At 53.4% G+C, this 14,366-nt stretch carries 14 protein-coding genes; 7 read left to right on the top strand and 7 right to left on the bottom strand.

The features are described 5' to 3' along the window. Window positions 1-77: 77 nt before the first annotated feature. From AB9F26_RS14240 to AB9F26_RS14255, 4 genes are all read right to left on the bottom strand, one after another. The gene (locus AB9F26_RS14240; RefSeq protein ID WP_369768327.1) at window positions 78-524 is read right to left on the bottom strand and encodes a hypothetical protein; all 447 of its coding nucleotides are present in this window, start codon (window positions 522-524) and stop codon (window positions 78-80) included. After that, window positions 525-2,354 carry a M3 family oligoendopeptidase gene (locus AB9F26_RS14245; protein ID WP_335585718.1) on the bottom strand — a complete coding sequence of 610 codons (1,830 nt, stop codon included), beginning with the start codon at window positions 2,352-2,354 and terminating at the stop codon, window positions 525-527. Between the two features lie 135 nt (window positions 2,355-2,489). Continuing rightward, window positions 2,490-3,425, bottom strand: coding sequence for an alpha/beta hydrolase (locus AB9F26_RS14250; protein ID WP_335585717.1), 936 nt, complete (start codon window positions 3,423-3,425; stop codon window positions 2,490-2,492). Between the two features lie 3 nt (window positions 3,426-3,428). Next, on the bottom strand, window positions 3,429-3,713 hold the full coding sequence (locus AB9F26_RS14255) for an SCP2 sterol-binding domain-containing protein (protein ID WP_335585716.1): 285 nt from the start codon (window positions 3,711-3,713) through the stop codon (window positions 3,429-3,431). Window positions 3,714-3,784: 71 nt separating this feature from the next. On the opposite strand from AB9F26_RS14255, the gene AB9F26_RS14260 reads away from it, so the two are divergent. From AB9F26_RS14260 to AB9F26_RS14280, 5 genes are all read left to right on the top strand, one after another. Next, complete coding sequence (locus AB9F26_RS14260) at window positions 3,785-4,357, top strand: tetratricopeptide repeat protein (RefSeq protein WP_335585715.1); 573 nt, start codon at window positions 3,785-3,787, stop codon at window positions 4,355-4,357. A gap of 12 nt (window positions 4,358-4,369) precedes the next feature. Next, window positions 4,370-7,171: a helicase-related protein gene (locus tag AB9F26_RS14265; RefSeq protein WP_369768328.1), complete on the top strand. Its 2,802-nt coding sequence runs from the start codon at window positions 4,370-4,372 to the stop codon at window positions 7,169-7,171. A gap of 3 nt (window positions 7,172-7,174) precedes the next feature. Continuing rightward, window positions 7,175-7,591 (top strand): RNA-binding S4 domain-containing protein, encoded by a 417-nt coding sequence (locus AB9F26_RS14270; RefSeq protein ID WP_335585713.1) that lies wholly within the window; start codon window positions 7,175-7,177, stop codon window positions 7,589-7,591. Between the two features lie 33 nt (window positions 7,592-7,624). Next, window positions 7,625-7,963, top strand: coding sequence for a ferredoxin FdxA (fdxA, locus tag AB9F26_RS14275; RefSeq protein WP_039001047.1), 339 nt, complete (start codon window positions 7,625-7,627; stop codon window positions 7,961-7,963). Window positions 7,964-8,256: 293 nt separating this feature from the next. Further along, window positions 8,257-8,775 carry a CarD family transcriptional regulator gene (locus AB9F26_RS14280; RefSeq protein ID WP_039001046.1) on the top strand — a complete coding sequence of 173 codons (519 nt, stop codon included), beginning with the start codon at window positions 8,257-8,259 and terminating at the stop codon, window positions 8,773-8,775. Between the two features lie 52 nt (window positions 8,776-8,827). Here the strand turns inward: AB9F26_RS14280 and AB9F26_RS14285 are convergent, their stop codons facing one another. Further along, the gene (locus AB9F26_RS14285) at window positions 8,828-9,604 is read right to left on the bottom strand and encodes an adenosylcobinamide-GDP ribazoletransferase (protein ID WP_369768329.1); all 777 of its coding nucleotides are present in this window, start codon (window positions 9,602-9,604) and stop codon (window positions 8,828-8,830) included. Window positions 9,605-9,678: 74 nt separating this feature from the next. On the opposite strand from AB9F26_RS14285, the gene cobT reads away from it, so the two are divergent. Continuing rightward, on the top strand, window positions 9,679-10,695 hold the full coding sequence (gene cobT / locus AB9F26_RS14290; RefSeq protein WP_335585711.1) for a nicotinate-nucleotide--dimethylbenzimidazole phosphoribosyltransferase: 1,017 nt from the start codon (window positions 9,679-9,681) through the stop codon (window positions 10,693-10,695). On the opposite strand, the gene AB9F26_RS14295 is transcribed toward cobT, so the two are convergent. Further along, window positions 10,692-12,566 (bottom strand): cation:proton antiporter, encoded by a 1,875-nt coding sequence (locus AB9F26_RS14295; protein ID WP_335585710.1) that lies wholly within the window; start codon window positions 12,564-12,566, stop codon window positions 10,692-10,694. The genes cobT and AB9F26_RS14295 overlap by 4 nt on opposite strands. A 69-nt stretch (window positions 12,567-12,635) precedes the next feature. Then, complete coding sequence (locus AB9F26_RS14300; protein ID WP_369757833.1) at window positions 12,636-13,109, bottom strand: Lrp/AsnC family transcriptional regulator; 474 nt, start codon at window positions 13,107-13,109, stop codon at window positions 12,636-12,638. 115 nt (window positions 13,110-13,224) lie between these two features. Between AB9F26_RS14300 and hppD the strand changes: the two genes are divergently transcribed. Next, the gene (gene hppD, locus AB9F26_RS14305) at window positions 13,225-14,355 is read left to right on the top strand and encodes a 4-hydroxyphenylpyruvate dioxygenase (RefSeq protein ID WP_335585708.1); all 1,131 of its coding nucleotides are present in this window, start codon (window positions 13,225-13,227) and stop codon (window positions 14,353-14,355) included. The last annotated feature ends 11 nt before the right edge of the window (window positions 14,356-14,366 follow it).

Genomic DNA, 14,366 nt, shown 5'->3' on the forward strand with positions numbered 1-14,366 from the left:
CGTTGTTTTCGGAAAAGTCTATTTCATATGAGCGAATAAACAATGAGAATTGCTAAACACGTGATGTGAAAAGTATTTTAAAACAAACTACAGGAAGAAATATTGCCGTCGGTATCTTGGAGTACAACCATAACTTCGCTCGAATCTATAATTTGCGACGTGGTTGCCCCCTCCGCCAACATGGCATTTTCAAATTCTGTTTCGGTGGGCGTATCCATGTAGCTTTGGCCGTTGATCAAGAGGTCTTGGACATCAACCGACGTCATTGTTTCGACAAGGAGCGATTTTTCCTGTTTCCAATCCGCGCGATAAGTCCCGATCAATTCGACAGTTGCGTCGCTTCCGACAATTGTGGCGTCAAAGCTGCCTTTGCTCGTGCCATTATTGTAATAGGCGACGGTTCCCATGATTTGGTTGGTCTCGGAGTAGTTTTCACAACTCCATTGACCGACCATAGATGGTTCCGCAAAGGCACCGAAGGGCGCCAATGCGAGGAGGGTGAAAGCGGGGAGGGTGACGCGCATTTAGTCCTCCATCGCTTCAAGTTCGTCGATCATGCCGGAAATCATCGACAGACCTTTGTCCCAGAATTTGGGGTCGGAGGCGTCAAGTCCGAAGGGAGCGAGCAGTTCTGAGTGGTGCTTGGAGCCGCCCGCCTTCAACATATCAAAATATTTCTCTTGGAAGTCTTCGCCGCCCTCGGCGTAGACGGCGTAAAGCGCGTTCACGAGGCCATCGCCAAAGGCATAGGCATAGACATAGAACGGCGAGTGCACGAAGTGCGGGACATAGGCCCAGAACGTGGCATAACCCGGTGTGAATTCAAAGATAGGTCCGAGGCTCTCGGCCTGTACTGACATCCAAAGCGCGTTGATGTCTTCAGGGGTGAGTTCACCTTCGGCGCGGGCCGCGTGGAGTTTGCATTCAAAGTCGTAAAACGCGATTTGGCGCACGACCGTGTTGATCATATCCTCAACTTTACCCGCAAGCAGGACTTTGCGCTCTTCTTTGGTGGTGGCCTTAGCGAGCATCGCTTGGAAGGTCAGCATCTCGCCAAAAACACTGGCGGTTTCGGCCAATGTGAGGGGGGTGGAGGACAGAAGCTCGCCCTGTTCCGCAGCCAAAACTTGGTGCACGCCGTGGCCAAGTTCATGCGCTAGCGTCATCACGTCGCGCGGCTTCCCAAGGTAGTTGAGCATGACATAGGGATGCACATTTGTGACCGTTGGATGCGCGAAGGCCCCGGGCGCTTTGCCCGGTTTGACCGCTGCATCAATCCAACCTTCGGAGAAAAACGGCGCGGCGATCTTGGCCATTCTAGGGTCAAAACCCTCGTAGGCTTCCATCACAGTGTCTTTGGCTTCTTGCCAATCGACGGTTTTCTCGTCTTTTTTGGGGAGAGGCGCGTTGCGGTCCCAAGTTTGCATTGTCTCAAGGCCAAGCCATTTTGCCTTGAGGGCATAATAGCGATGCGAGAGTTTTGGATAGGCGGCCACAACCGCATTGCGCAGGGCCTCGACAACTTCTGGTTCTACATGGTTCGACAAATGCCGCGCCGTCTGGGGCGAGGGCATTTTGCGCCAGCGATCATCAATTTCTTTTTCTTTGGCCAATGTATTGTGAACGCGAGCGAATATTTTGATGTTCTCTTCAAAAACACGGGCCAATTCAAAGTTCGCCACTTCGCGTTTTGCACGGTCTTGGTCGGTCAGAAGGTTGAGAACGGCTTCGAGGTTCATGTCTTCGCCGTCAATAGTGAATTGTAAGCCGGCGATTGTTTCGTCGAACAAACGGTTCCACGCTGCGGCACCAACGGTTGATTGATCGTGCAGGAATTTTTCCAACTCGTCGGACAATTGGTGCGGCTTCATTGCGCGTTGACGATCAAAAATCGGCTTGTAGCGTTTCAAACCGGCATTTTCGGCAAACATGTTTGCCAGCGCGTCGTCTTCAAGGCGGTTCAACTCAAGGCTATAGAAAACCAGCGGAGTCGTGAAAACGGTCACTTTTTCTTGGGTGTCGGACATGAATTTCGCGCGATCACTATCGGTTGTGATCTGATAATACCGCAAGCCCGCAAATGACATGATGCGGCCTGCGATCAGGTCAATTGCCTCATAGGCGTGAACGCAAGCAAGCATTCCGGCGGCATCCAGATCGGCGAGTTTACCTTCGTAGGCCGCGGCGAAATCGGCGCAGGCCGTCTCAAGCCAAGCCATATCACGGGTCAATTCGGGCGCGTCTTCACTGGTGTAAAGATCGTCGAGGTTCCATTCTGGCAGATCGCCGAAATCGGCGGCCTCCCCAGTGGAGGGGGTCGCATCGAAGACGGGCATAGGACGGGAAAAACGCATGAAAAACCTCAATAATTGCCCTCTAGACATAGGCCTTAGGAGGGGGGCGGTTCAAGGGGTATGGGGGCGCGCAAAGGTAAAAACACCCCAAGCCACAGGAAAATCGCGCGGGATTTTATTTGGAAAGGGCGCGGGCTAAGTATTCTCACCAAAAAATTCACACATGATGTCGGTTACACGATCTAATGTTTCGGGATTTTCAAAGAGGATTTCGTGCTCGGCTTTCGCGACCATTTCTAAACGTCCGTTCGGCCAATGCGCCATGCGTTTTCCAATGGTACCTGCGCGAACAACGCGCTCATTTGTTCCGAGAAACGTCAGGCAAGGAACATTGGGCGAGGGCAGTTTTGCGAGATCGCGACACTCTCGCAACCCTTCGATGAGCCAGCCAAGCGACGGTCCGCCGAGAGCCAATTCAGGATGCGCAACGACTTGGGATTTAAGCCATTCGTAGGTTGGCCGATCACTTGTCAGCATATTGTCCGCATAGGGTTCCGTAAGGACATAGGTCTGAATATTTGTCCCCGGACTTAGGGTTTTCCCCTTGCCGACCTGATGCGCAACCGCACCCAAAACCCACGCGGGAAGGCGCATCCTTGGCGGGACATTGATCCCCCACATTGGCCCCGTTAAACATACTGCTTTGACATCAAGACCATTTGAAAGCGCGCGCAGAGCGATACATCCGCCCATCGAATGCCCCAGTAGATAATACGGCTCGGGAAGGGACATTTCTTTGGCTGCGGCCACCATGGTCGCGACATCGAGTTGATAGTCCTGAAAATCTTCAACATGACCAAGTAGGCGATCAGGTGCATCCCGATCTGCGAGGCCTTGTCCCCGCCAATCAACGACCAAAGCCGCATAGCCGCGCGTGCCCAAAACCGTGGCCGTTGGCGCGTATTTTTCGATGTATTCCGTGCGCCCAGGGAAGATCAGGACCGTTCCCATGGGCGCATCTTGGTTCCAAACGCCCAATCGAATCCGCACACCATCAGAAGTCGTCCACCATGTGGCGTCTCCGGGGTCTGCGGCGCCGACTATATCCTCATAAAAGGGGGCAGTTTTCATGGCTTAGGACAATTCTGCACCGAGTTTGATGGCGGTTGCCATGTCACCGTCCATAGAAAGTTTGCCCGTCATAAAGGCCGTTGTGGGGTTCAAGCTGCCGTCGAGAATGGCCTGAAACGTTTCGACATCCGCCGACAAAGTAACATCCGTGTCGTCGTCGCCCGCACGCACGCCGTCCGCGTCGATGACAATGCCGCCTTCGCCTTCGACCATGAACTTTGCAGTCCCATCGAAGGTTTTGATTTTCTCAGACAAAACGCCGACGGCAGCAGTGATTATTTCGCTCATTTAGATTCTCCTAAAAACGTGAAGGTTTGGGGGTCGCTTTTCCCAACCTTTCGGCTACAGTTGCATTTGTTATGAGCGCTTTAAACCCCTTTCTCAATCGTATCGTTACGGCATTTCTTCTTGCGACAGTCATTTTGTGGGCTGGCGGGCAAGCGGTTCAGGCGCAGGATGTCGATTTGGATGTGCTTTTCGCAGATCTCGCAGACCCGCAAAACGAAAACTGGGAAAAGACCGAAGATCAAATCCGCGCTCTTTTCAGGGAGTCCGGCTCGGAGTCGATGAATTTCTTGCTAGAACGCGGTTATGCGGCTCTTTCACAAGGGGATTTGGAAGTGGCCGTGGAACATTTTACGGCGCTCACCGACCACGCACCCGATTTTGCCGAAGGATATAATGGGCGGGCGACGACGTATTTTAATCTAGGTATGTATGGGCCGTCGGTTTCGGACATCGCAACGGTCTTATCGTTAGAGCCACGCCACTTTGGCGCGATTATTGGACTGGCGCGAATCTTGGAGGATTCGGGTAAACCCAAACAAGCGCTTGAGGTCTATCAGCAGGTTGCCTTAATACACCCCAACCAACCGCAGGTCGCAAAAGCCATTGCGCGCTTGAGTGCATCGGTCGGCGGGACCAACCTTTAAGGGCTGAAGAACATGGCGAACGCGCCGCGGATCAAAGCGATCCTAGGCCCGACCAATACGGGCAAAACTCACTACGCAATCGAACGTATGTTGGCACATCGAACTGGTGTGATTGGCCTGCCGTTGCGCCTTTTGGCGCGCGAAGTTTATGACAAGATTGTCGCTCTGCGCGGGCCATCCGTCGTGGCATTGGTGACGGGCGAGGAGCGTATTGTGCCGCCGCGCGCGCAATATTGGGTCTGTACGGTTGAAGCGATGCCCGAGGGAATGGGCTGTGATTTCCTTGCGGTTGATGAAATTCAGCTTTGCGCCGATCCCGAGCGGGGCCATCTTTTTACCGACCGATTGCTGCGCGCCCGTGGCTTGCACGAAACCTTGTTTATGGGGTCGGACACGATGCGCAGCGCAATTGCCGATCTCTTGGGGGATGTCGATTTTATTCGTCGCGAACGGCTTTCGGAGCTGACTTACGCGGGCAGTAAAAAGATCGCACGAATGCCGGGGCGCTCGGCGATCGTTGGGTTCTCGGTGGAAAATCTCTATGCGATAGCCGAACTTCTGCGTCGGCAAAAAGGTGGAGCGGCCGTTGTGACGGGGGGGCTTAGTCCGCGCACCCGCAATGCCCAAGTCGAGATGTATCAAAACGGCGAGGTGGATTATCTGGTGGCGACGGATGCCATTGGGATGGGGCTCAACCTTGATATCAACCATGTCGCGTTTTCGGCCACGGATAAGTTTGACGGGCGGCGTATGCGACCCTTGATGCCCAATGAGTTGGCCCAGATTGCAGGGCGGGCAGGGCGGCACATGAGCCACGGCAGTTTTGGCGTGACGGGGGACGCTGCTCCGCTTGAGGATGGTTTGGCCGATGCCATAATGAACCACCGTTTCGCCCCCATTAAAAAGCTGAATTGGCGCAATTCACGGCTGGAATTTGGCACTAGCGATGCGTTGATTCGAAGTCTTGAAGTCGCGCCAAATGACGAACGTTTGGTAAAAGCGCGCGAAGCGGACGATCTGCGCACCCTCAAAACACTGACGGCGATGCCGATTGTGAGCGATAAAATTGTTTCTGCTGGCGATGTTAAACGGCTTTGGGATGTTTGCCGTGTTCCCGATTTTCGGGGAATCAGCCACGGCGAACATGCGGGACTTTTGGAGCAATTGTTTCGATTCTTGCAGGAATTTGACCGTGTGCCGGACGATTGGTTCGCCAGACAGGTCAAACGGATCGATAAAACGGACGGTGATATCGATGTTTTATCTAAAAGATTGGCGTTTATCCGCACATGGACTTATGTTTCTCAGCGTAGCGGGTGGCTTGACGACGAAACCCATTGGCGAGAAGCGACGCGCGCTGTAGAAGACCGATTATCAGACGCGCTCCATGGAGCGCTCACACAACGATTTGTTGACCGGCGGACAAGTGTTTTGTTGCGGCGGTTGAAGCAGAAGGAGGGCCTAGTGGCCGACGTAAACGATAAAGGTGAAGTTCTAGTTGAGGGCGAATTCGTCGGTAAGCTAGAGGGATTTCAGTTCAGCCAAGATAAGAGCGCTAGCTCTGAAGAGGCCAAAACACTGCGGGCAGCAAGCCTGCAAGCTCTGGCCCCAGAGTTCCATTTGCGTGCAGATCGTTTTTATAACGCGCCTGATACCGAGATCGATTTCACCGAGCAAGGGGGCCTCATGTGGGGCGAACTTGCGCTGGGAAAATTGGTATTCGGATCGGACCCGCTCAAGCCTTTGGTCGTTGCATTTGTCGACGAGGAAGCCGGCCCCGATGTGATCCAAAAGGTCACACGTCGCCTGCAACATTTCATTGATCGCAAAGTCGCGACCTTGTTTGAACCCCTATTGGCGATGAGTCGCGATGAGGCTCTCACAGGGATGGCCCGTGGTTTCGCCTTCCGGATGGTCGAAGATTTCGGCATTATTTCGCGCGATCAAGTGGCCACCGAAGTGAAAGACCTCGATCAGGACGCCCGTGGCGCGCTGCGCAAGCACGGCATTCGTTTTGGTCAGTTTACGATCTTTATGCCGCTCTTGCTTAAGCCTGCCGCGACACGTTTGCGTCTGGTTCTTTGGTCGTTGGCCAAAGATTTGGCAGAATTTCCCGAAAGCCCCCCTCCGGGTCTTGTGACAATTCCGACCGACACTTCAGCTCCATTGGGCGCTGATATGATGGCGGGATATCGGAACGCGGGCGACCGAGCCATTCGTATTGATATGTTGGAACGCTTGGCAGACCTACTGCGTACACAAAACAGTCGTTCCGGTTTTGAAGCCAATCCTGACATGTTGTCGATTACGGGCATGACTTTGGAGCAATTCTCCAAGCTGATGGTCGGCCTTGGCTATAAAGCCGAAAAGGGCGAGCGCAGCAAAATTAAAGCGGTCCCCGTTGTGGCCGCGGTTGAACCAGAAGCGACAGAAGTGGTTGCGACCGAAGATGCAACAACTGCAGTTCCAGAGGGTACGGCCCCGTTAGAGGCCGTTCCTGCGGAAGAAAACGCAGAAGAGGCGAAAGCTCCAGATGCAGGCGTCGAAGCTCCTGAAATGGAGGCTTTCTATACGTTTACATGGGCACCGAAGCCTCGGCCAAACAATCGTCGTCCACAAAAGGATGCGGCTGAAGGTACTCGCGGCAAGCCACAAGGACGTAAACCTGACGCAAAACGCGGTGGGCCAAAAGGTGGAAAGCCAGCCCCTCAAGGCGGCAAAAACTTCCAAGCACGACCTCCTAAAAAAGAGAAGCCGATTGATCCCGACAATCCCTTCGCAATGGCCCTCATGGGGTTGAAAGATAAAAAATAATCTATGAGTGAACTCCCGCCCAAACTTCGGGTTGATAAATGGCTCTGGCACGCGCGATTCTTTAAAACGCGCGGGCTAGCGAGCAAACTCGTGACCGGCGGGCATTTGCGGGTGAATGGAGCGAAAATAACTAAGTCGAGCTACGTTGTCGCCCTCGGGGATACGCTAACCTTTCCGCAAGGAGACCGCGTTCGGATCGTGCGCGTGATGCAAATGTCGGTTCGACGCGGGCCAGCACCCGAAGCGCAAGGACTCTATGAGGATCATTCGCCACCGCCCGATCCCAAAGCGCCCTACGAGCAGAAAACTGTTCCAGCTAAACCGAAATACGAGGGAAAAGCGCGGCCTACCAAAAAGGAACGGCGCAAAAGCATTCTTTCCCGACGTCAAATGCTTGAAAGATCACGCGAGCTAGAATAGCTAGGGCGTCGAAACAAACAAACGAGTTCCCGCATGACCTATATCGTCAACGACGCCTGTATCGCTTGCAAATATACCGACTGTGTCGAGGTTTGCCCCGTAGATTGCTTCTACGAAGGGGAAAATATGCTGGTGATTCATCCAGACGAATGCATCGATTGCGGCGTTTGCGAGCCTGAGTGCCCAGCGGATGCGATCCGTCCCGATACCGAGCCAGATACAGAAAAATGGGTTGAGTTTAACCGCAAGTATTCGGAACTTTGGCCTGTGATCATCGCCAAGAAAGACCAGCTCCCCGATGCGGAAGAGCGCGATGGAGAAGACGGAAAACTTGAGAAGTACTTCTCAGAGAAGCCCGGCGAAGGCAGCTAAGAGTGATTCGTTTTTTGGCCTATTTTGGGCTCAGAAAACGGCCCTAAATGTGAGAGTTTTTGTGAAATCCCCCATGATTTTAGGGGGTTGTGCAAACCTATGCTGACGTAACTTTCCTATAGGTTGATTTTCTGATATAGTAGGCGAGTAGATACAGACAGTGTCCCGAAGCTGCCCGCTTAGCACAGACCGTGCGCGGGCCTTTTTCTTCTGAGAGGTGCAGACCGAACGTGGCTTTGTCCAAGTCCGCGGATGCATCCCTTGCGCTGTCTCAAAACAAGGAAGAGTGCTGAATGAGCAAATCTAAAAAACTAGACTTTCGCCCCAACGAATTCGTTGTTTATCCTGCGCATGGTGTTGGCCAGATTGTGAATGTTGAAGAGCAAGAAATCGCAGGCATCGTGCTTGAGCTTTTCGTGATTTCCTTTGCCAAAGATAAAATGACACTGCGGGTGCCGACCCATAAGGCGATCGAAGTCGGTATGCGTTCGCTTGCGTCTGCGGATACCGTTGCCCATTGCATGCGTATCCTAAAGGGCAAAGCCAAGGTGAAACGCGCGATGTGGTCGCGCCGTGCACAAGAGTACGAACAGAAAATCAATTCCGGCGACTTGTTGGCCATTGCTGAAGTTGTGCGCGACCTTCACCGCACAGATGATCAACGCGAGCAAAGCTATTCCGAGCGTCAACTTTATGAGGCGGCGCTAGAGCGTTTGACCCGTGAAGTTGCGGCTGTTTCTGGTGAGGGCGAAGACCTCGCACAGCAACAGATCAACGACGTTTTGGATTCGCGCGCACCTGCCGCAGCCTAAGCTTCAAATACGATTTTAGAGAACGCGCTCAATGAAAGTTGGGCGCGTTTTTCTATGCGGGGAGGGCCGAGACGACGGCTGCGAGAAACGCAATTTCCGTCAGTTGCTGCGAAGTGCCCAAAATGTCGCCCGTTTGACCGCCAATCTTTTTCTCAGCGATCCACGCCAAAGCGCCAACTGCGATTGCCGCGAGCAATACGCCATGTAAAATTGTGCCGCCTAAGAAGAGAAAGCCGATCAAAAGCGCGATCAAAACGGCAAGTAAAGCGGTTTCTAGGCGTGGACGCCCAACACTGTGGGAAAGGCCGGTAGTCCGCGCAGCGACCATTTTGGTCATCAGCAAGGCCATGGGCGCACGGCTCACGGCACTGATCGCGATCAGTGCCCACAGGTGACCAGATATTATCAAGGATAAAATCAACCCGAACCGAACCAAACCAGACACGGCAAGCGCCAAAACACCATATGCACCAACGTGGCTATCCTTCATGATTTCGAGGCGTCGTTCGCGTGTATGCCCTCCCCAAAGCCCGTCAAATGTATCCGCAAGCCCGTCTTCGTGCATTGCGCCTGTCACCATAATGAGTGTCGCCAAAACCACCCCAGCGACCGCCACATTCGGCAGACCAAATGCCATTGCCGCCCATCCAGCGAGAACCGCAGCAAAACCAATCGCCGCGCCTGCAATTGGATAGGCCCATGCCGCCGAGGCCGCTCGTTTCTGCGCGGCTTCTTGGCTTACTTCGACGGGGAAGCGGCTTAATATGCCAAGGGCAATTGGAATATCTGTGACTTGCATGAGGGGCGTGTCGTTTTGAGGCATCTTCATGCCCTTTCTGTCGCTATACAATCTCAAAGCTAGGGTACTCACTGCTGGCACGTACCGCAATAAAGGATCACAATATGAGCGCACCATTTTCCACTTTGGCCGAGTTTGAAAAGGTGTTTGCCGACGCCAAATCTGCAGATCCTGAAGTCGTTTTAGCCGCGCGGGCGCGTAATGCCCAACTCACCAAACCCCCGCAAGCGTTAGGGCGCCTCGAAGACCTTGCCATTTGGTACGCTGGCTGGCGTGGAACAGACCGCCCTTCGATTCATGCGCCACAGGTGGTGATTTTTGCGGGAAACCATGGTGTTGCCGCCCAAGGCGTGTCAGCTTTTCCGCCCGAAGTTACGGCGCAAATGGTGATAAATTTTGAGCACGGCGGCGCGGCGATCAATCAGCTTTCCAAAGCGTTTGGCGCGAAGATGACTGTGCATGCACTTTCGTTGGATACACCAACAGCAGATTTCACGACGGCTCCGGCGATGAGCGAAGCAGAGGTCGTTGAGGCCTTGACGGTTGGCTGGAACGCGGTCGATCCTGCCACGGACCTTCTGGTGACAGGTGAAATGGGCATTGGCAATACAACCTCTGCCAGCGCAATTCTGGCGGCGATCTTTGGTGGACAAGGTGAGGACTGGACCGGGCGCGGAACCGGTGTGGATGACAAGGCCTTAGCCGCGAAAATTTCCGTAGTCAACGCGGGGCTTGCCCTACATTCCAGCGCTCTTGGTGCTCCCCTTGAGGTGCTGCGTTGCCTTGGGGGGCGTGAAATCGCCGCAATGGCAGGCGCCATAGCACGAGCGCGGATCGAAGGAATTCCAGTCATTTTGGATGGGTTTATCTGCTGCTCTGCGGCGGCAGTTTTGCACGCGTTGAATGCAAATGTACTTGACCATGCTGTTGCGGGACACGTCTCAGCCGAAGGCGCGCACGGGGCTGTCTTGAAAAAACTTGGCAAAGAACCGTTGCTTGATCTTGGGCTTCGTCTTGGAGAAGGGTCGGGCGCGGCCTTGGCTATTGGGGTTTTGATTGGTGCCGTGGCCTGTCACTCGGGCATGTCCACCTTCGCAGAGGCGGGGGTTTCTAACGACTAATTTTCAGAGGATTTCCGGATTGCCAAAAGGGCAGCTTCGAGGTCTTTGGCGAATTCCTTGGAGCGCTCGATATATGCGGGATTCTCGCCAAACGGGACCCGTGGATCATAAAGAGCCGCAAGTTCGCGGACGGCAATACGGTCGTGCGTTTTGAATGTCTGTTCGGCTTCTGCGGCTTCGTATTTGGAGAGGCCAACGTTCTCTAAAACATAGCGACCCGCGCGAAGAGAACTGTCAAAAAGTTCGCGCACGATATCGTTCGCACCCGCGGCATAAAGGCGATATACGTCTCCGCGATCGCGCGCGCGCGCAATGATATGGATGTCGGGGCGTTTGCTGCGTGCGTAGGTTACAAGGCGCAGGGCGGCTTCGGGGTCATCGAGGGCCACCACCAAAACGCGTGCCTTTGCGAAGCCTGCAGCATTGAGGACTTCGGGGCGTGTCGGATCGCCAAAGAACCCTTTAAACCCGAATTTTCGCATCACCTCAACAGTGGCAAGATCGTGGTCCAGAACCGTTGTTTTGAAGCCCGCAGATTGAACCAGCCGTGTTACGACCTGCCCAAACCGTCCGATTCCCGCAATAATAATGGGGTTCTGCTCGTCTATTTCATCTTCCTTCTGGTGCGCCTTGGTTTCTTTTTTTGAACGCTGTGCCAGAAACTCATACAGGAGAAACAGGAGAGGCGAGAGAAGCATCGAAAGCGCGATAATCAGGAGGATCTTCTCGCTTAAGTCGCGCGGAATGATGTTTTGGGTGAGCGAAAAGGACGCCAGTACAAAACCGAATTCACCCGCTTGAGCGAGGCCCAGTGAAAACAACCATTGGTCAGGGCCTTTCAATTTGAACGCAAAACCAATGACAAAAAGAACCAAAAATTTAAAGGCCAGCAGCATTATGGCAAAGCCGAGGATTTGTATGGGGTTCCCGATCAACAGCGCAAAGTTGATGCCCGCACCGACGGTGATAAAAAAGAGGCCAAGGAGCAATCCTTTGAAGGGCGCGATATCGCTTTCGAGCTGATGACGGAATTCGGAGTTTGCCAATACCATTCCCGCCAAAAAGGTCCCAAGAGCCGGCGAGAGGCCGATCAACAACATAACGGCCGCGATGAACACGACAATCACAAGGGAAAGCGCGGTGTATAATTCCGGCAAATGTGCGGAATGGATAAACCGAAACAGCGGACGGGTAAGATAGGCCCCCCCAAGTATGATCAGGAGAATTACCGTGATTGTCACAAAGGTCGTGCCAAAAGGTGAGAGGGCCGAGAACCAAGTGTTGATAGGCTCAAACGGGCCGAATTTGGGGCCGTGCTCGCTCGCAATTTGCGCAGCAGCTGGCTCATTATACACTCCTGTGAGCGCGAGAAGGGGGAGAAGCGCGAGAATGGGGATTACGGCGATATCTTGGGCCAGAAGCACAGAAAAGGACGCCCGCCCCCCGTTCGTTTGCATCAGGTTTTTCTCGTTTAAAGTTTGCAAAACGATGGCTGTTGAAGAGAGGGCAAGCGTAAGGCCGACGGCCAGTGCTTGCGGCCAAGGAAGTTGGAAATACAGCGCAATTGCCGTGATGCCCCCCGTCGTGAGCACCAGCTGCAAGCCACCAAGCCCAATGAGGCGGTGCCGCATAGCCCAAAGCGCGCGCGGCTCAAGCTCAAGGCCGATGAGGAACATCATCATGACGACGCCAAATTCGGCGAAATGTTGAAGGCTTTGTGTCTCGGTGCCCACGAACCCGAGCATCGGGCCGATTATGATCCCCGCCAGAAGATACCCCAACACCGAGCCTAGCCCAAATCGCATGGCAATCGGCACGGCAATCACAGCGATCCCGAGGTAAATAGTTGCTTGAAATAGGAAACTTTCCATAGGGATGACCTTAAGGGGAGTTGCACGGGAGGTGTAGTTCAATTCGCGATGAAAAGTGATTTTCGGACGTCAAAGTGGCAGTGGTGCGTCAATTTTAAATTGGTCCATAACGATTTGGCTCTGAACACGGGCGACGGAAGGGTGAGGCAGAAGCACTTCGTGGATTAAACGATTGAGCGACGGAAGGTCTTCGCAATAACACCGCAACATATAGTCGGCCGCACCGGTAAGTGTCCAAGCGGACGTGACCTCACGGCAGGTCCCGATGAGGCGCATGAAACTGGTCGCGTTTTCGATCCCATGCGTTGCCATGGAAACCTCAATGAATGCCTGAACAGATAGGCCAAGCGCAGCAGGATCAAGGCGCGCCGTGTAATGGTGAACATATCCTTCGGTTTCAAGTCGCTGGCGGCGACGGCCCACTTGGCTCGCGCTCAGGCCGAGTCTTTGTGCCAACTCTTGGGCTGTGAGGCGGGCGTCCTGTTGCAGGGCGCCGAGAATATCTAAATCCATTCGATCAAGCGGGGTGCGTGTATTTTTCATATTACTAACATATTATGCAATATATGTGTGAATCAATAGCCATTGAGTGCCATTTCGCGCACATTACGCGCGATACTGCAGATAGCCTGTGTTTAGCGCACACAGGAGATATAAAATGGGACCCTTCCCTCACAATGCCCCCCGCCCAAAAATTACCGCAGAAAATCCCGCTGGAACAGATGGATTCGAGTTTGTCGAATTCGCCCACGAGAACCCGCAGGAGTTACGCGATCTATTCTCTCGGATGGGGTACAGTCACACCGCCACACATAAAACCAAAGCTATTGAACTTTGGCAGCAAGGTGACATTACCTATATTTTGAACGCCGAACCTGGCTCAATGGCGATGGAATTCGTGAGTGAACATGGCCCGTGCGCCGCTTCTATGGGGTGGCGGGTTGTTGATGCTCAGAAGGCCTACGACCACGCCATTTCCGCCGGTGCAACACCGTTTGATGCCGACACAAAAACGCTCGACGTGCCTGCGATTGTGGGTATTGGCGGCTCACTCATTTATTTCATCGACGCCTATGGCGACTATGGCTCCGCCTACGGAGATTTTACTTTCCATCGCACAGAACCTGTTGAAGGCGTTGGGTTCTATTACCTCGATCACCTCACCCATAACGTCCACAAGGGCAATATGGATACGTGGTTTAATTTCTACAGCGGCATCTTTGGCTTCAAACAAATTCGCTTCTTTGACATCGCGGGGAAATACACGGGTCTGCTAAGCCGCGCGCTCACGTCGCCTTGTGGTCGTATCCGCATTCCGATCAATGAGGACCGAGGAGAAACTGGGCAAATTGTGGCCTATCTTAAGAAGTACAAAGGCGAAGGTATTCAGCATATTGCCGTCGGTTCGAATGATATTTACGCTTCCACTGATGCGATTGCAGAGCGCGGGCTTAAATTCATGCCCGGCCCGCCAGACACATATTACACCCTCTCCAAGGATCGTGTTATTGGGCATGACGAGCCGATTGCTCGCATGAAAAATCACGGCATACTTATTGATGGCGAAGGTGTTGTGGATGGTGGTGAAACGAAAATTCTGCTTCAAATTTTCTCAAAAACAGTGATCGGTCCCATTTTCTTTGAATTCATTCAACGCAAAGGGGACGACGGGTTTGGCGAGGGCAATTTCAAAGCGCTGTTTGAATCCATCGAGCAAGAGCAAATCGATAACGGCGAACTTGATACCGAAAAAGACGCTGAAAACGGTGCGGGAGTAGCCGCAGAATAAACTTCGGTCTT

The sequence above is a fragment of the Falsihalocynthiibacter sp. BN13B15 genome (assembly GCF_041205415.1).
Lineage (GTDB): Bacteria > Pseudomonadota > Alphaproteobacteria > Rhodobacterales > Rhodobacteraceae > Falsihalocynthiibacter > Falsihalocynthiibacter arcticus.